Source organism: Psychrobacter frigidicola (assembly GCF_007997305.1).
In the GTDB taxonomy this organism is placed as follows: domain Bacteria; phylum Pseudomonadota; class Gammaproteobacteria; order Pseudomonadales; family Moraxellaceae; genus Psychrobacter; species Psychrobacter frigidicola.
Genome location: NZ_VORZ01000001.1, coordinates 1,010,527 through 1,029,609 on the forward strand (window position 1 = coordinate 1,010,527; position 19,083 = coordinate 1,029,609).

At 43.2% G+C, this 19,083-nt stretch carries 14 protein-coding genes; 3 read left to right on the forward strand and 11 right to left on the reverse strand.

Annotated elements, in window-relative coordinates; genetic code table 11:
- Positions 1-118: 118 nt before the first annotated feature.
- From ES754_RS04155 to ES754_RS04165, 3 genes are all read right to left on the reverse strand, one after another.
- Positions 119-661: a protein tyrosine phosphatase family protein gene (locus ES754_RS04155; RefSeq protein WP_420825328.1), complete on the reverse strand. Its 543-nt coding sequence runs from the start codon at positions 659-661 to the stop codon at positions 119-121.
- Positions 662-726: 65 nt separating this feature from the next.
- A complete protein-coding gene (locus ES754_RS04160) occupies positions 727-1,665 on the reverse strand; it encodes a MaoC family dehydratase (protein WP_147222311.1) in 939 nt (312 codons plus the stop codon).
- 369 nt (positions 1,666-2,034) lie between these two features.
- On the reverse strand, positions 2,035-3,435 hold the full coding sequence (locus ES754_RS04165) for a 3-oxoacyl-ACP reductase (protein WP_147222313.1): 1,401 nt from the start codon (positions 3,433-3,435) through the stop codon (positions 2,035-2,037).
- Positions 3,436-4,081: 646 nt separating this feature from the next.
- Here ES754_RS04165 and ES754_RS04170 point away from each other — a divergent pair.
- Positions 4,082-6,001: an acetyl-CoA C-acetyltransferase gene (locus tag ES754_RS04170; RefSeq protein ID WP_227677697.1), complete on the forward strand. Its 1,920-nt coding sequence runs from the start codon at positions 4,082-4,084 to the stop codon at positions 5,999-6,001.
- Between the two features lie 196 nt (positions 6,002-6,197).
- On the opposite strand, the gene ES754_RS04175 is transcribed toward ES754_RS04170, so the two are convergent.
- The 8 genes from ES754_RS04175 to rsmG form a co-directional block, all read right to left on the reverse strand.
- Positions 6,198-6,545, reverse strand: coding sequence for a PilZ domain-containing protein (locus ES754_RS04175; RefSeq protein WP_147222315.1), 348 nt, complete (start codon positions 6,543-6,545; stop codon positions 6,198-6,200).
- Between the two features lie 64 nt (positions 6,546-6,609).
- Positions 6,610-7,731: a DNA polymerase III subunit delta' gene (locus ES754_RS04180; RefSeq protein ID WP_227677695.1), complete on the reverse strand. Its 1,122-nt coding sequence runs from the start codon at positions 7,729-7,731 to the stop codon at positions 6,610-6,612.
- A 115-nt stretch (positions 7,732-7,846) separates the two neighbouring features.
- A complete protein-coding gene (gene kdsB, locus ES754_RS04185) occupies positions 7,847-8,689 on the reverse strand; it encodes a 3-deoxy-manno-octulosonate cytidylyltransferase (protein ID WP_147222319.1) in 843 nt (280 codons plus the stop codon).
- Positions 8,690-8,733: 44 nt separating this feature from the next.
- Complete coding sequence (gene lpxK / locus ES754_RS04190) at positions 8,734-9,858, reverse strand: tetraacyldisaccharide 4'-kinase (protein ID WP_147222321.1); 1,125 nt, start codon at positions 9,856-9,858, stop codon at positions 8,734-8,736.
- An 81-nt stretch (positions 9,859-9,939) separates the two neighbouring features.
- Entirely contained in the window at positions 9,940-11,727 is a 1,788-nt protein-coding gene (msbA, locus tag ES754_RS04195) for a lipid A export permease/ATP-binding protein MsbA (RefSeq protein WP_147222323.1), read from the reverse strand.
- A 235-nt stretch (positions 11,728-11,962) separates the two neighbouring features.
- The gene (locus tag ES754_RS04200) at positions 11,963-13,069 is read right to left on the reverse strand and encodes a ParB/RepB/Spo0J family partition protein (protein WP_147222325.1); all 1,107 of its coding nucleotides are present in this window, start codon (positions 13,067-13,069) and stop codon (positions 11,963-11,965) included.
- A gap of 139 nt (positions 13,070-13,208) precedes the next feature.
- The gene (locus ES754_RS04205; RefSeq protein ID WP_147222327.1) at positions 13,209-13,994 is read right to left on the reverse strand and encodes a ParA family protein; all 786 of its coding nucleotides are present in this window, start codon (positions 13,992-13,994) and stop codon (positions 13,209-13,211) included.
- 179 nt (positions 13,995-14,173) lie between these two features.
- Complete coding sequence (gene rsmG / locus ES754_RS04210; RefSeq protein ID WP_147222329.1) at positions 14,174-14,896, reverse strand: 16S rRNA (guanine(527)-N(7))-methyltransferase RsmG; 723 nt, start codon at positions 14,894-14,896, stop codon at positions 14,174-14,176.
- Positions 14,897-15,171: 275 nt separating this feature from the next.
- Here rsmG and ES754_RS04215 point away from each other — a divergent pair, with 275 nt between their 5' ends.
- Positions 15,172-17,949 carry an ATP-binding protein gene (locus ES754_RS04215; protein WP_147222331.1) on the forward strand — a complete coding sequence of 926 codons (2,778 nt, stop codon included), beginning with the start codon at positions 15,172-15,174 and terminating at the stop codon, positions 17,947-17,949.
- Positions 17,950-17,987: 38 nt separating this feature from the next.
- Complete coding sequence (locus tag ES754_RS04220; RefSeq protein ID WP_147222333.1) at positions 17,988-19,076, forward strand: helix-turn-helix transcriptional regulator; 1,089 nt, start codon at positions 17,988-17,990, stop codon at positions 19,074-19,076.
- Positions 19,077-19,083: the final 7 nt, after the last annotated feature.

Sequence of the window (19,083 nt, forward strand, 5' to 3'; positions counted from 1 at the left end):
GGTCGCCATTAAAAACAGGCCACCTAATGGTCGCCTGTTATTTATAACTTACAATTACCGAGAAACCTATCGTTAACGATTGATGATACGCAAGATTTAACTCAGTATGAATGAAAAACTAACGCGGCACCAATAAGCGATTATGTACTTCTTGCTCGAACATCTCAGTCAAGCCATAACGATGTCCGCGCTCCATGGCCGTTTCCATCTTACGTCCACGCAGCCAACCTGCCCGTAGTGCCATTGCAGCCCCTACTCGGCTACCTGACTTACAATGCATGGCGATCTTTTTACCATGATACTGACGCAATAAACTATCAAAGGCCAACATATTAATCTGCTTAAGATCGTCTGCACCAGCTATAGGCAATTGCTCATACTGCATACCCGCTTGCTTAACAGCGGTTGCTTCATCAAAATCCAGTTCACTATCAGGTTGCAAGTTAATAACTACCTCAACTCCAGCCAAAGCGAGAGCCGCAACTTTGCCCTCATCGAGTGCCCCGCTAACAATGTTATTGTCATCAGGACGATGGTAAGGCTTTAGGATAGCGGCAAGGTCTATGCCATTATCAGAGTCAATTTGCTCAACATCGACTTGCTCGGCAGTAAATTGAGTCGCGGTTTCAGTTGCTAATTTAGTATCTTTAGTCATTGTCATAATTTTGATATTTAAATAAAGTAGTTGGAATAAAGGTTAGTTTTAGAGAGTAAGCTTATTAGTATTTACGTCTCGTCGCTATTACTCTTATCAACTTCGCTAACCAGTCTAACCGCACCTATCAGATGTGGTTTATCATTTTTGGCGCTATACAAGCCGAACACACACTTATCGTCAGCGTCTTCAAGCTTCGATACTGGCTCAGCAATCAGCTCTACTTCCGATGGCAGAAATATAGGTAGTTTAAACGCCACGTCAATAGTGCAGGCGTCAGGTAATACGCCCATCATTCCCAGACACTTAGCTTTAGACCACATGCCATGAGCGATAGCTTTTGGAAAGCCAAATGCGCGTGCTGACAACGGATGCAAATGAATCAAGTTAAAATCGCCAGACACAAAAGCATAACGGCGGCCGATGTCTTCTGGCACTTCAAAAACCATATTAACGCCCTTTTCATCAACCATTGGCTTGACGGTTACAGGACGCGGTTTGCTTTTATCAACAGGATTGCTATCGGGCTTTTTACCACGGGCTAAATACGTTGAAGTACCTTCCCAAAGGATGTTCTCTTGCGACTTAATCGTCGTTACAAAGTCAAACTGTTGACCTTGAGCATGGTCACGGAGATTGTCAAAAGACACTGACATATCAACGGTTTCACGCTCACCGATAGGACGATACTGGGTCACACTATTGTTCACATGTACCAGACCTAGCATCGCAAATGGAAAAGCTTCTTTGACCATCATATTCATTTGTAACACTTGTGAGAGCACTGCAAAGTAAGTAATTGGTATTTTACCATTATCGGCAAAACCGCAAATCTTACGATAGTCATTAAGGTTACCCTGATCAATGTGTAGATTGTCCACATGATAGGTCGCTTGCGGCAACGTATCTTTACCGGCTTTGGAGTTATCACCGATAGGCAATAAGCTTTTGATAATATTAGCGTAGGTAGTATGCGCTTTTGGCAACGCGTCATAGTGTTTATCTGACATAAATCAATCCTAAGTGGGCTTGGGCGAATTCACTTGAAGCGTGAGTTAGATAATTATCTTATTTATTTTACAGCATTTTGTTAAACATTTGCTGAAACACTGAGTCCAAACGTTACTAAATAAATAGTTTTGAAATTAGCAAATAAAACGTAAAGAACAAAAAAATAATTCACTTTATTAATTCTATTGTTTTTATCATGAAAAAGCTGCCAATGGGCAGCTCTTTTACAATTTAATGGTATATTTTTCGTAAGCATTTACAGCTTAGTAGATATTAATAATTAACAATTTAGCCATTATTAAGTACTTATATTAAACCAAGCTCAAATTTTATCTCAAAGCAATCATCACCTGCTTTTAATTGACCACTTAGGCGCCGAGCAAGCTTTGACCACAAACGCGTACGGTATTACCGTTTAGCCCGCCAGAGGCAGGAGACGCTAACCATGCAATCGTTTCAGCGACATCAATCGGTAAGCCACCTTGGCTCATAGAGTTCATACGGCGACCCGCTTCACGAATAGCAAACGGAATCGCTTCGGTCATTTGCGTTTCAATAAAACCTGGCGCAACCGCATTGATAGTCATGCCTTTATCGTTCTCAGACAGTTGCTTGGCGGTAGCATCGACCAGTCCAATCACGCCTGCCTTGGAAGTTGCATAGTTAGTCTGACCTAAGTTACCTGCGATACCTGAAATTGACGAGACGCAAACAATACGCGCGTCATTTTTTAGCACATCGTTATCAAACATATAGCGATTGAGCGTCGCAATACTGGCTAGATTGATATTCATTACCATATCCCATTTTTGCTCATCCATTTTTGCTAGCGTCTTATCACGCGTCACACCAGCATTATGAATAACAGCATCTAAACCACCACGCTTTTCAGCAGCTTCGGCAATCTGCTTGCCTGCGTCTTCACTGGTAATATCAACCATCAACGTTGAACCACTGATGTCGCTTGCGACTTTTTGCAAATCAGCTTGTTGCTGCGGCACATCTAAACAAATCACATGCGCCCCTTCACGAGCTAATACCCGAGCAATCGCCTCACCGATACCGCGACTGGCACCAGTTACTAACATCGTTTTGCCACCTAATGGTTGTGTCCAATCTACATCGATCGCAGTACCTTTATCAACGCGTACTACTTGTCCTGAGACATAAGCTGAGCGAGCTGAGGTAAAAAAACGCAACGTTGAATCGAGATTTTGCTCAGCGCCTTCGCTCACATAAATTAGCTGCGCAGTAATACCGCGTTTGAACTCTTTACCAACAGACCTCACAAAACCTTCAAGCGCACGCTGCGCCACTGCTGTTTCTACGTCAGTAATACCTTCTGGTGGTCGACCAATAATAATCACGCGGCCTGACTTTTCTACACGGCGCGCAACCAAGTGAAAAAACTCATAAACTTGCTTAAGCTCATCTACATTACTGATATTACTGGCATCAAACAGTAATATTTTAAATTTATCGTCACTGCCTGTGTCGGCTTTTGCTTCGATTCCTGCATTAGCAAGTGCATCTTTAACGCCGTCACTACTATTGACGAAGACTTCGGCATGCAGCTCGGACAGAATACGAGCTACTGACTCACTAACCCGCTTATCTTCACCAATGGCTGAGTCAATCAGAACGCTACCCCGTACCAAACGCTGCCCACTCTCAAAACGGTCGAGACTTACCGGTAGTGGAAGACCCAGATTTTTCGCGACTTTTTTACCAATAGAAGATTGAACAAAGCTACCGTAACGGTCTGACATAATATAATCCTGTGGTTAAAAATTAAATAATCGTGAGCAAAGAATGAGAAAACAATGCAAGGGTATAGTATTTTGAATATGTATTATATCTAGTGCAATTATTATAAAGGTACAAGCACATCATGATTATTAGTAATTCGTGAGCAAAAACGAAACTGTGTTAACTATACACATCAATAGCATACAAGTCCAAAGTCCATTATTGCCATAACAATATGTGGCCACACCAGTATAAAATACCATTGCCTTAGCTATAGTTAAGAAAGCTCTATCTATGCTAACATTTAGCTTATTGGTTATAAGTAGCATAACAATCAACAACTATTTCTTATTATATGAATTTTTAAGTATTACTGAATAATATACTAATTGACTTATGAGTCTGATGCTCAGCGCGCTTTTTATTAACTAATCCCTCTACTAATTTTAAAGTAGGTGACAGTGACCTTACTTGCTAAAGACATACAATAATGTAGTAAAAACTGCTTATGATAAGCTCTTAACTTCATATATATTGAGACCAGTTTCTATTTAAGATGCAACTCTTGTATTTTTTATCACTACTTATCACTACATTTTGTATGACTTCCAACTGTGTTTTTCTTTACCCATCGTTTTTATATAAACTTATTTTAAGGATAATATTATGAGCAATGAAAAAAATAATGCTAAAAGCCCTGTCGTTAATAGCGTTGTGGTCAAGGCTGGAGATACTGAGAATAAAGATGTATCTACCACTAAACCTGCTAAAGATACGGATGCCAACACGAGCGACGCCCATTACGACTCAATTGCTGAGCTTAAAGCAGCGACCAATATTGTCGATGCGGATGGTAATGCAGTAGATGATAATTCTGACGATAGCCAAGCGCAGAAAAAAGCCAAGATTAAAGAAGACTTAATTACTGAATCTAAAGAGCTTGATGAGTCTGACGATATTAAGGTCTCTAATAAGACGACAGAATCGAAAGTGACTAAGACTGATACAGATAAAACCGAACAAAAAGATGTTGAGAAAAAAGACAACACCACTACGTCTGATACAGCTAAAGATACATCTAAAGACATTAAAACTGATAAAAAAACAGCTACTGACAAAGACAGCGCTAAGACTGATAAAGCAACGGATGGTGACAAGAAAGCCAGCAAGAATAACAAAGACTCATCTGGTGCAAAAGATTCCACAGATAACAGTGATAAAAAATCTGACGAGACAACAACTGTTACAGCAACCAAGAAACTGAATTCTGCTGCTAAAAAAACAAGCAGTACTAAGCCAGCTTCTGGTCAACAGCGCGTTGCTATTTTAGGTGGTAACCGCATCCCATTTGCACGCTCAAATGGTGCCTACGCTGATGCCAGCAACATTGACATGCTAACAGCAGCCTTAAATGGTCTTATCGAACGCTACAACTTGCAAGATGAGAAGATGGGCGAAGTGGTAGCTGGCGCCGTCATCAAACTGAGTCGCGATATAAACTTAACTCGTGAGGCAGCATTGAATACCGCGCTTGACCCGCATACGCCTACTTATGATATTTCCCAAGCTTGCGGTACTGGTTTACAAGCAACGTTTGCCTCTGCCAATAAAATTGCACTGGGTATCATAGATTCTGCTATTACTGGCGGAGTTGATACCACATCCGACGCGCCTATTGCAGTTGGTGATGGTCTACGCAAAGTATTATTAAAGCTTGGTGCTGCTAAAAATATGAAGCAGCGTTTACATGCATTAACCAGCTTTAATCCAAAAGACTTAATCGATGCACCAGCGAATGTTGAACCGCGCACTGGTTTATCTATGGGTGACCATCAAGCCATAACAGCACTTGAGTGGAATATCAGCCGCGAAGATCAAGATGAGTTGGCCTTTAACAGCCATAAAAACCTAGCCCGTGCTTATGACGAAGGCTTCTTTGATGATTTGATAACCCCATATAAAGGGCTAACACGCGATAACAACTTGCGTCCAGACTCTACGTTAGAGAAGCTAGGTAAACTCAAACCCGCTTTTGGTAAGAATAATGCCAATCCAACCATGACAGCAGCGAACTCAACGCCACTAACTGATGGTGCTTCTTGTGTTCTATTGGCCAATGACGAATGGGCAGAAGCACATGGACTGAAGCCACTTGCTTATATCGTGCATCAAGAAACGGCTGCCGTAGACTTTATTGGTAAATCTGGTAATAAAGAAGGTCTACTCATGGCACCGGCTTATGCCGTACCACGTATGCTTGAGCGTGCTGGTCTTAGCTTACAAGACTTCGACTTCTATGAGATTCACGAAGCCTTTGCCTCACAAGTACTATCAACGTTAAGCGCATGGGAAGATGAGAGCTTCTGTAAAGAGCGCTTAGGTCTTGACGCACCGCTGGGTGCTATTGACCGTAGCAAACTCAACGTTAATGGCTCGTCGCTTGCCGCAGGACATCCATTTGCTGCAACTGGCGGTCGTATCTTAGCCACTGCTGCTAAATTACTCGATCAAAAAGGCTCAGGTCGCGCACTTATATCTATCTGTGCTGCTGGCGGTCAAGGAGTGACTTGTATCTTAGAGAAATAAAAAGAGATAGCTAACTGATACTGTATAGACTAAAAAGCCCCTTTAATCGATAAATTGAAGGGGTTTCTTTTTGTCATTAATATAATTATTAACTAAAAAACGAATAGAATAAAACTTAAAATCACTTCGCTATATTAGTAAGTGTAATTAGGCAAGTCAGGTTATACAGTTAATTGCGAAAGCTACATAGTAAAAACTACATAGTATAAGTTGATTGCTGACCATCGATTTTGCCTACCAACAAGCGCTCCACTTCATTTCTTATTCTTTGTCCGGCTGCATCAGTACCAATTTGCACCGCAAAACCTGCTGGACGACTCGCTTGAGTTTTATGGTTGACCCAAACCACTTTACCATTCATCGGTAAGCGTTCACTAGAATTGGGTAAGGTAATGGCAATAAACACTTCATCACCCAGTTGCTGTGCATGGCTGCTGGGCACAAACAAAGCCCCATTTTCCACAAAGGATAAATAACTGGCGTACAACGTTGCGATATCTTCAATATGACAAGTGAGAATGCCACCACGTCCTGGCATAGCCATAGTTATTTCCTTAGGTAAAATAAAGGTGTAAATAGAAAAATTAAGCTAATTTTAAATCAGTAACTTATAACTGCGCCAACTGTTGCATCAGCCTATCATAGGCAAATTTTTCTTGCACGTTTTGTTGCAAGGCCATTTTTATCTGCTGCAAGCTGTCCACTAATGACTCTAATAAACTATCGCTAGGTTGATGATTTTGTAATGCAGCCGTTAAGTCAATATCTTGTTGACTGCTGCTAAGCCCCAAATTAATACGCCGAATATCGAGCAGCATTTGCTCCGTCAATTGAATAAACTCGCCGATGCTTAACTGAGATTGCCAATAGTCACTTGCCGCAATGCTACTACGCTTGCCGCTACGCAGCGCCTGCCATGTCGTCAGCCATAGCGCACGCTTACTATACCAAGGGGCTCCAGCCAAATCTATTGCCGCTAAAGGTGCGCCATTTGCCAACTGCAACAATTGCTCAATTTGGCTGGGACTCACCGCTTCACGATTAACAGTACCGCCAAGCATATGAGTGACATAATCACGGGCAACCCCTGCGTCAATACTCTGTAATGGCAATTGTTGTACGCGGCTTTTAATGGTTGGTAATAGTTTGGCTGGAGTGTCGCTAATAAGGAATAAATGAACTTGCGATTGCGGCTCTTCCAATGTTTTGAGTAGCGCGTTAGCAGCAGCAATAGTCATTTGCTCGGCATGGTCTAATACGCATATGCGCATACCCTGCCCGCCTTGATAAATAAAAGGTTGCAAAGCACGAATGTCATCTACTTTAGTCGTTAGAGCAGATTTATCAGCAGCTTTGCTAGACTTAGTATCTGCCTTGATTTTTTTATTGGTGCTTTTTAAGGCTTCTTGACTGTGACTACTCGCTTTACTAATAGGCATACTAACGCTAGGCAATACTTGTAAACTGGGATGAGTGCCCGATTTTAGCCACTGGCAACTGTCACAGTTTTCACAAGCACCCAGTGGATGCTGCTCGCGCTCACGGCATAATAACCACGCCACCAAACGCCAAACGAACGCCCGCTTGCCCATACCTTGCATGCCAGCTGCTAGCAAGGCGTGTGGTAATGACTGCGGCGGTGTCAATACTCGCGCTGTCAATTGCGTCCACAATGTTTGTTGCCATGGTAAAAGCGGTGCAAAATAAATACTGTCGCTGTTGTCGTTCACACTTGCCGCCTTATATATTCAATTTATTGTCTAATTGGTGCTTTAAAGCGACCTGTATTGCTTAGGCTATTTAGATTCACATAACTAGTTTATCACTATTTATGATTATTCATGGCTAGTTATAACTTTGAAATTCAGCCAAGCTCATGGCATTCAAGCGTGCTAAATCCTCGGCAGTGTCTACTCCTGCTGGCAATTGCAAAGCTGCCGCTGCAATTGCAATATTGCCACCATTTTCTAAAATGCGCAGTTGCTCTAAGCTCTCAAGAGTCTCAAGCGGTGTTTGCGGCCAATGCACAAATTGCTGCAATAAGCTGACTCGATACGCATAAAGACCCAAGTGCCGATAAGCATTTTTTGGTGCAGGCAATATTGATGCTGATGTTAATAAGGAATTTGACTCTTCAGCCTCTAACGCTAATACCATATCGCGGTCACAAGGAATCGGGGCACGACTAAAATAAAGTGCCCGCTGTTTATCGTTAACGGTGGCGCTAACCACCTTTACCACTGACGGATGCATAAAAGTAGGATAATCGTCGATAGGCTCATACAAAGTTGCCATAACGCTGGCACTGTCTTGCACCAACAAATTTTTGACCTGCTCCAACAATAACGGCGGTACTAACGGCTCATCGCCTTGCATATTAATGACAATATCATCCTCTGACCAGCCTTTAATTGCCGCAACTTCAGCCAAGCGATCTGTACCGGATACATGGTCGGGGCTTGTCATCACCACCTCATAACCTGCATCCGTACAAACTTTAGCGATGTGTGCATCATCTGTAGCGATACACATATCATCAGCAAAATGCGCCGCTTGTGCTTTTTCAGCCACCCAAAGTATCATAGGCTTACCATGAATCATTAATAACGGTTTACCGGGTAAGCGAGTGCTTTTAAAACGTGCAGGAATAACTATATGAGTTTTGACGGAAGCTGGTAAAGTTGGCATAAATTATTCCTTTTTCTAAAGAAAAATAGCGAGTATTTTGATAATTATTTATCAGCAATATCAATGCCCAACGCTATCAATTGCTGCTGTAACGTCTGATAGCAATTAGTAGATAAAATAGCCGTCACAGGCAATACCCATAATCGACTTACCAGCTCTTGCCACTCAGTATTTTGCGCTTGGCTGTTGGTTGCTTGCAATAATAAGGCACGAACTTTTACCGCATCTTTACTGGTGACAATAATAGGCTGTTCTGTATATTGAAGTAGCTCATTCACACTAAAGTCATAATGATCAGGGTAAGGATGCTCTATAACGTCAAAACCAAGGCTGTTAAGGGTAGCAAAGAAACGCTGCGGATAACCAATACCACTAACTGCATGGACTTGACTGCCATGAATTGGTGGAGCTGCTTGAACGCTACCATTTAATTGACTATCTAGTAACTCAGTTAACTTAAACAGCTCAGGGTACAAAGGCTGCAGGCTATCAGGATGCAGTTGCATGGCTAAATGCTTATATAAAAACGAATCACTATCTAAGTTTAAGTGCTCATCCGCTTTTTCATGGTAAATGACCGTCGCATTTTTTAACCGAGATATTGGCTCACGTAAGAACCCCGTCGGCAATAACTGCTGACTACCGAAACCACGAGCAGCATCCACCACAATCCATTCAATATCGCGCTGCAAAGCATAATGCTGCAAACCATCATCGGCAATAATCAGTTGTAGATTAGGATGCGCTTGTAATAAAGTTTCAATAGCTTGCTGACGATTCGGACAGACTGCCATCGCCACACCAGTTGTGCTAACAATTAGATAAGGCTCGTCACCCACGTCACTAGGCAAACTATCCGTAGTCACCAATACTGGCATCTTACTACTATCGCCGCCATAACCCCGACTGATAACGCCGACTTGTACGCTGCGTTGCTGTAAATAATTCACTAAAGTCATAATTAAAGGCGTTTTGCCACTGCCACCAACGGTAATATTACCAATGACTAGCACAGGAATAGGCGCATGATAACTTGAGAATAGACCGACCTTATAAGCTTGCCTGCGTAACAATATCAGCAGACCATATAACCAACTAATCGGTAGCAATAACCATAGCCAACCAGCTTGACGCTGCCATGCGCGGGTAACTGCCGTCTCCATACTCATTGGTGTACGCCCATATATCGCTGCTTATTTATTAATATTCATCAGTTTTGAAAACCATAATAACTACTGCAACTGCTAAAACTACTTGAAATCACGGGCATACATTTGCGCATACTGGCCTTGCTTTTGCATCAACTCATCATGCGTACCAAGCTCGACAATCCGGCCACTGTCTAACACACCAATACGATCAGCGGACTCAATCGTCGTTAAACGATGCGCAATGACTATTGTCGTACGGTCTTTCATCACATTATCGAGCGCCTGTTGAATATAATATTCTGACTCGTTATCAAGGGCGCTGGTCGCCTCATCTAATATCAAAATTGGCGCGTCTTTTAAGAGGGCACGTGCAATAGATAAGCGCTGGCGTTGACCGCCAGACAGCTGCAAACCTTCAGCACCAATCTGACTTTGATAGCCATTCGGCATTTTCATAATAAAGTCATGTGCAAAGGCGTCTTTCGCGGCGTGTTCCACTTCTGCTTGGGTCTTATCTGCTAAACCACCATACGCGATATTATTAAAAACAGTGGTATTAAACAATGTTACTTGTTGGTTCACCATCGCAATCTGCGCCCGCAAACTCTCTAACGTAATGTCCTCAATCGCCAACCCATCTATCGTAATTTGACCTGATGACGTCGTCAGTGTACGCGTCAATAAATTGACCAATGATGACTTGCCCGCGCCGCTACGGCCTACCAAGGCTACCGTTTCGCCTGCATGCACATTTAAATTAAAGTCTTGCAGTGCCACGGTAGAGTCTGGATAAACCAAGCTGACATTATTTAAATGAATATCGCCTACCAAGGTTGGATCCAGCACACCACTGTCTTGCTCTTCAGGCTCATCTAGCAGGGCAAATATAGACTCACCAGCCGCGATACCTTTTTGCAACTTTTGATTTACATCGGTGAGCGAACGTACCGGCTTACTAAGCAGTCCTGCCGCAGCAATATAGGAGATAAACTGACCCGCTGAAATATTATCAATCACCGCAGGCCGTAGAGCAAGCCACACTACCACTGCCATTGCCATCGCCATTAATAGCTGTACGGCTGGGGTATTGATACTATTAGTAATCACCACCTTCATACCTTGACGCAAGTTCTTTCTGGAGGTGGCGTCAAAGCGCTTTGATTCGTATGCTTGTCCGCCATAGTTTTTAACCACTTGATAACCACCAATGACCTCGTTAGTAATATGACTAACATCACCCATCGTTTGCTGGATACCTTTTGATAGTTTTAAATAACGCTTGGAGGCAAGGCGAATCAGCCACAAAATAGGCGGTAATACTAAAAATAAAATCAAGGTCAAGCGCCAGTTGCTATACAACAAGAAGCCCATCAGCGCGACTACAGTCAAACCGTCCCGTAAAAGGGTTTTCATAGAGTCCGTACTGGCAGCGGTCACTTGCTCAACATCAAAAATAAGCTTAGAAGAAATAGTCCCTGCTGGGTTTGCCAAATAAAAGGAGCTTGGTAGGCGCAGTAGCTTATTAAAAACCTGAACCCGCAACTCATATACCAAATTGCGCGACACTAAAGCAGAATAGTAGTTACCCAAAAAGCTGCCAACACCGCGCACAAAGAACAACCCAACAATAATAAACGGGAATAAATCTTGTTTGCTTTGGTCGTTCTGATTGATGGCGTCCGTAATATATTCCAATAACTTAGCAATCCAAATCTCGGTTGCCGCATTGATAGCAAAACCAATAACAGTCAATAATAACGCCCACCAGTATGGCTTAAGATAACTTAGCAGGCGCAATAATGTCTTATGCTTAGGCGTGATAATAGGCATCGATGGTATTGCGGTAGCAGAATTTTTTATGGAATCGGATGGATAAGATTGGCTCATAAAAGCCTCAAATTAAATATAAATATGTGGATTTGCCATCTGGGTTTCTAACATTGACAGTTTGGCGAAATAACGAGGATACAAACAATAGCAATAAGAATTCAGTACCTATAATAAACACCCTAGTGAATAAACGCCAGAGTATAGCGTTTTATCATCACGACTAATGATTGCTAACCAAAGCGTGTCGTAGGCCGATATTAGAAAAACCAACCAGCCTCGTTAAATGGCTACCTTACGCTTCTAGATGCTTCATTAAAGCGGCGAATTCGTCTTGATTATGAAAGAATATCTCAACACTACCTTGGCCCTCTTTTTTATGCTTAAGTTTTACTTCAGCACCCAAAGCATCGGTTAACCGCTGAACTAAACGCTCTGTATCTTGCGACTGTGCTTGTTCACTGCGGCTGGCTTTAGGTACAGGATTTAAAATAGATTTGACCAATTTTTCAGCTTCACGTACTGTCATACCGCCATCGATAATTTTTTGCGCGATGATAGGTTGTTGATCAGAGGACAGCGCTAATAATGTTCGTGCATGCCCCATATCTAGGGCACTGGTCGCCAAATGCTCTTTGACCGTATCGTGAAGTTGGTTAAGACGCAGTAAATTTGATACGGTAGTGCGCGCTTTTCCGACCACTTCAGCAATCATCGCATGACTCATACCAAATTCGGTATGAAAACGTTGTAAGGCGGCGGCTTGGTCAATCACTGACAAGTCTTCACGCTGAATATTTTCAATCAATGCTAAGGCTATGGCTAACTCATCAGATAACGCGCGTTCAATCGCAGGAATGACTGACTTGCCCGCCATTTTTGCCGCACGCCAGCGCCGTTCGCCCGCGATGATTTCATGCGTAACATCGGGTCTACTTTTATCTTCACTTGCTAGCAATGGCCGAATAACGATAGGCTGCATGATGCCATGCTGCTCGATGGAAGACGCCAGCTCCATCAATGCCGTCTCACTCATATCACGGCGTGGCTGGTACTTACCCGCTTGCAAGCGCATGACATTAATCTGTATTAAGCTAATTTGGTCTTCAGACGTGCTGTTTTCCATACTGCGTATTTTAACGTTGTTGCGTACGGTGCGTGTGCGGCTATTATTATCTGTAGCATCTAAATTAGCTTTCACGCGCGCTTTATTACGACTGGGTGTAGTAGCTACAGTCGCCTCTGGTACTGATAACGTATCTAATGCAGTATCTGGCAGAACAGCATCACGCGCTGCCATATCATCCTGTAAGGCAGAGGCGGTAATTCGCTTTTCTTTTCTGATTGACCCCAATAAGGCATCTAAACCTCGATTGGCTGCCAATCCTCGTTTCTTCGCCATGATTACCTATCCTCTAACGCTAAAATAAAAGCCAAATGATGATTAATAAGAGCTTAATAATAAATAAAAATTAATAAATGCAGTGGCTAATGAACATAATAGTTAATACCAGCTCATTATTAATCTGCTATTTACTGCTTTACTTGCCACGGCTTTGCTCGATAACTTCGGCAGCAAGCTTTAGATAGGCTCGTGAGCCTTTAGACCATCTATCGTAAGCAATTACTGGCATACCGTGTGCTGGTGCTTCAGCCAAGCGAATGTTTCTTGGAATGTGCGTCTTATACATGATATCGCCAAAATGCGTTTGCAGTTCAGCCGACACATCACGGGCTAACGTATTACGAGCGTCAAATAAGGTTCTGACCACACCTCGAATATATAGCTTAGGATTCAGCTCAGTTAGACGCTCAATCGTTTGTGATAAATCCGCCAAACCTTCAAGGGCATAATACTCACATTGCATCGGAATAATGACCCCGTCAGTTGCAACCAATGCATTAATAGTCAATAGATTTAAACTGGGTGCACAGTCCATGATGATATAATCATAAGGCTTTTTTTGCCCATTGGCTTGGTCGGTTACTAATTGGGTCATTGCCGTCTTTAGTAGCTCATGGCTATTGGTCTGCCCCATCAAAGTGATGTCAATACCTGCCAACTCTCTATTAGTCCCAATAACATCAAAGCCTGCTGGACTGGTCACGATAGCCTCTTGAAGCGATACGCCATCGAGGAGCACATCCGCCATGGTCAATGCTAAATCATTCTTATCAAGACCCGTGCCTGTCGTGGCATTGCCCTGTGGGTCTAAGTCAATCAGCAATACACGCTTGCGCTTAGCAGCCAAGCTGGCAGTCAAATTTACTGCCGTCGTGGTTTTGCCAACGCCGCCTTTTTGATTCGCAATGGCTATGATTTCCATACACTCACTCAATTTAATTAATATAATGCCTGTTACTTATTTAATTTTTTATTATCAACTATAAACTTTTATAAACATTAGCTTTGCAGAAAACAGCTATTCAATTGACACTATTGCCAGCGAGACTACAGCCAATTTTATCCACACTTATTATGTTTGATGCTAAAGTCGTGCCTAGCTTAGACATTTTTATAAGACAATTCAATCAAATGACGACTTTCCTCTAAACGCGGTACATTTAGCTCAATCGTGTCAATTTGCCACTGTGGCTCTAATGCCTGTAACTCTTCATTCGTGGGCGCCTTACCTTTCATAGCACACAGACGGCCGCCATGAGCCAAGCGTGGCTGTGCGGCATCTACAAAATCAATGAGACTAGCAAATGCTCTCGAAGTTACTACTTCGTACTGTCCTTCATGTGCCTCAATGCGGGCGGCAATCGGGGTGACATTACTCAGGCCGAGCTCACTACTAATTTGCTTAATAAACCGAATTTTTTTCTTATTGCTATCGAGCGCGGTGCACTGTCGCTCAGGCTGACAAATAGCAATAATAACGGCTGGTAGCCCTGCGCCCGTACCGATATCCAACAAAGAACCAGCGGGTAAATGCGCTATAATGGCCAAGCAATCAACGACATGTTTAACCAACGCCTCGACTGGATCGCTAATAGCGGTGAGATTATACGCTTTATTCCATAATAAAAGCTGGTCTAAGTACAATAATAACGTGCGCTGCTGACTATCGGTTAGCGGCAGGGCTAATGCTTGAATAGCTTGCGCCAAAATATTAGCCAGTGCCGGCAATTGTACCCCAAGCTTTGCAAACCCAGTAGGGTCAGTAATAGCAAGCCCCGTACTAGCAGAGGATGAAACCATAGCGCTCTTAGCAGAATCTGACATACAACACGTTATCCCATTTTAACAGGTGAATCGTCTATTTTATCATGCAGTCTGCTTATTGAATAGTTGCAGATTGCGCCAATGTCCGCCATCTTATACTATCTGCGTGGCTATTAAAGCCTTATTCTGCATAGACAAGGCGAATAAAATATTAAATTGGTCAGATAGAGCCGACAATAATTAACGGCTTAACTAAAGATTGCGCTTGATAATAGTACCAATGTACCGACATACTTACCTTCATACTCTATTTTTGAGACGATTACTTGACGCCTATGACTCAAACTATAACCGATTCTGAGCCAGCTCTTATTACTCCAACCGCCCCTGCTATAAAAATCAAGCTGTCAATGAGTCAAGCAGAGGACACAGCAGACGGTAAAGCCAATAAGTTACCTGACCCCATCCTGGCGGAGGTCAACCTGCGTTGCCTTATCGCGGCTGAGCAATTAAAACGCTATAGTGATGCCAGTAAATTGCCTGTTGATACCCGCACTGCACCCCCGTTAAATATCGGCTTTGGACAGCAGCGCGCGCTAAAAGCGTTACAGACGGCCTTAGATATTCACGCCAGCGGCTATCATGTCTTTGCAGCGGGTGAAAATGGCTTGGGCAAGCGTACGGTAATCAGTCGCTTATTGCAGCGTATTGCTGTAGAGCAACCGACACCCGATGATTGGGTTTACGTGCATAACTTTACGGATCCACGTACGCCTATGGCATTACACCTGCCTGCTGGACAATCAATCCTATTGCAGCAGCAAGTTAACAACTTATGGCAACAAGCCAAAAAACTTCTCAACCAACGCTTTCGTAGCGATCATTATCAAAGTAAAATTGAAGCCATCAAAAATGCTACCCATCAAAAAGAAACGCATGCTTATGATGTGCTCAATGCAGAGGGCAAGCAGTACGATTTAGCTTTGACCTTTCGTCCATTTGATAATAAAGCGGTCTTTGTGCATCCGAGCCAACTGCCGATAGAAAGTATAAGTAATAAAGACCCGAATAACGACAGTGATGAGCCAAACAAATCGACGGAAAATCTAAAAGCAGATGCTAAATTATTGTCTGATAAGATTCAAAAGACCAATACAGAGTCTAAGCATAGCCATAATAATAATAGCTACGAAGCTGAGCTCAATAATTTTACGCAAAAGAATCACATGCAAAAGCGACTCAATCAGCTAACCATTGCACTAGAGCAGTTAGAAGACGAAGCCAATGATTCGATAGAAGCGTTGCATCATGATATTGCCCGACGTGCACTACAACCTTTATTCACACCCATTCAGGAATCATTTTCGACCAATGCGTCAGTGCTTGAGTATTTAGAGGCAATGTTTGCAGATATGGTGACCCATGTCGAACGTATTGTAAATGCTGATGATGAGGAATTTGTCGCTGCTGTTTTGACAACCACCCCAAGTCGATACTCAGTTAATATCATGGTCAGCCATAAACTAAACAGTGGCGCCCCTGTTGTTTTTGAAGACTTGCCTACGCATTTAAACCTGCTCGGTCATGTCGAGCAAATTACCCAACTTGGCACAGTAACCACCGACGTCAGTATGATTCGTGCCGGAGCGTTACACCGTGCTAACGGTGGCTATTTATTGTTAGAAGCCAGTCATGTCCTTGAACATCCGTATGCGTGGCAAGGGCTGAAACGTGCGCTACAATCACGCAAAATTAAACTATCTAGCCTTGAGCAAATGCTGACCTTAACCGGCAGTTTATCGTTATCTCCTACCCCTGTTGATCTTGATGTCAAAGTCATTTTGTTAGGCGAAGCGGATTTATATTATCAACTGTTAGAGCTTGAGCCTGAGTTTGATGCGGTTTTTAAAGTCCGTGCCGACTTTCATGATGATGTTGTTCGCACCGACGAGCATGAATTGGCATTAGTGGCAAAAATGGCGGATATTATCAATTATGCGAAGCTGTATCCGTTTGATAATAGCGCGCAAGCGGCTTTACTAGAGTATTTAAGTCTACAAGCCGAAGACCAAGACCGCTTAAGTCTACATAGCGACCTGTTGATTAAACTCCTGCACGAATCTAATCGCCATGCGCGCCTTGATAATAAAACTATCGTTGATGTCCATCATGTTACCCAAGCCATTGCTGATATGGATGAGCGCTCAGGATACTTACGCGATCTTTATTGGGAAGAGCTGAAAAATGGCCAGCAACTGATTAACACCAGTGGGCAAGCCGTCGGTCAAGTCAACGCTTTAACCGTCGTCAGTTATGCCGATAGTGAGTTTGGTATGCCTGCACGATTAACGGCAGTCATTCAGCCTAATATTGGTGCCGGTGACATTCTTGATATTGAGCGCGATGTTGACTTAGGCGGCAGCTTGCATGCGAAAGGCATGCTGATTATGACCAGCTATTTGCGTGCTCTATTTAGCCAACATCATGCGTTGAACTTCAGTGCCTCACTAGCGTTTGAGCAAAGCTACGCCCATATTGATGGCGACAGCGCCACAGTCAGTGAAGCTTGCGCGCTATTGTCCGCCTTAGCGGATGTCCCGATTAATCAAGCATATGCCATTACTGGCTCAATGAACCAACTCGGCGAAGTACAAGCAGTTGGCGGTATCAATGCTAAAATAGCTGGCTTCTTTGATGCCTGCCGTGAGCAAGAATTGACCGGACAACAAGGCGTGATCATCCCGATGGCCAATGTGAAGCAGTTAATGCTGCGTGATGACATCATTGAAGCGGTCAAATCTGGTATATTTCATATTTATGGTGTGCGCACACTTAGTGAAGCTTTAACGTTAATGACAGGACTGCCGATTGATACGCTAAATAAAAAGAAACGCTACCGCAAAGACACGTTATTTGGCAAAGTAATAAAACGGCTTATGCTATGGGATAACAATCAAGATACCGAAGACACCGCTCTTGATGAGGCCGCCGATAAAAAATCTAAGAAAAAAAAGAAGAGAAAAGCTAAAAAAAAGCGTGAAGAGAAACGTCGAAGAGAAAAAAACAAACGTATAAAACAGCAAGATGATATAGAACAAGACGATATTATCTAAACCCAACACTAAGGCGACTTCATACAGGTTATCTCTTAATGACTGCGCAAAAATTCAAACCTCAACAAACAGCTAATCCGACTGACAGCCCCGAGACCGCAAGCGAAACTGCTGCCAGTCGTCATGGCGCAGCGACCACCGCACGCCAGTGGCAAGTGCTGTCACAACTACAGCGAAACCGCTGGGTCGGCACCACTCATATTTATGAGCAACTCGCACTTGCAGGCTTTGATATCAGTTTACGCACTGTACAAAGAGATTTAAATGCCTTAGCCAAACGCTTTCCCATCGAAAAAAATAACGCCAACCCGCAAGGCTGGCGCTGGTGCGATGATGCGCCGCTACAAAGCTTACCGCACATGAACCTGTCACAAGCGGTCGCCTTTAATATGGTTGAAGCCAATTTAACCCAACTGCTACCCCCTGTTATACTGGACGAGCTTTTTCCATGGTTTGACTTGGCACGTCGGCAGCTTAAAAATAGCAAAGTCACCCATTCATGGATTGACCGAGTACGTATTGAGCCTGCCACCCAACCGTTAATCGCGCCGCACATCGATTTGGACAGTAAAGACCACATTTATCATGCGCTATTTTATCAACTACAAATCAAAGCCTGTTATACCCGTAGTGATAAATCAGATGCCAGCGAATACGTGCTCAATCCCATTGCCATCATTCAGCGCGGCGTCATTATTTACCTGCTTGCCACGCGTACCGATGACCCAGACGCTATTATCCGCACCTTTGCGCTACATCGATTTGCCAGCGTTGAGATACTTGAAAGTACCGCCAAGACGCCTGATAAATTTCAACTCGACCATTATCTAGATGCTGGGGGCATGGGCTTTACCCATCCGCTACTGAGTCAACTGCCCGACCATGGAAAGAATACCGCCATCGAGCTACATTTCACTAAAGCCGCAGGCAAAAGTCTGACAGAGAGTAAACTGAGCACTGATCAAACGGTGACGATAAATGCAGATGACACCCTGACTATTCATACCACTGTTAATTTAACATCCCAACTGGTCTGGTGGCTGCGTGGCTTCGGCAAAGGTTTATTAGATGCCAAGCCATCATTGCTGTATCAAGTCGTATTGGACACCTCATTTGAACCCACATAGCAATCCA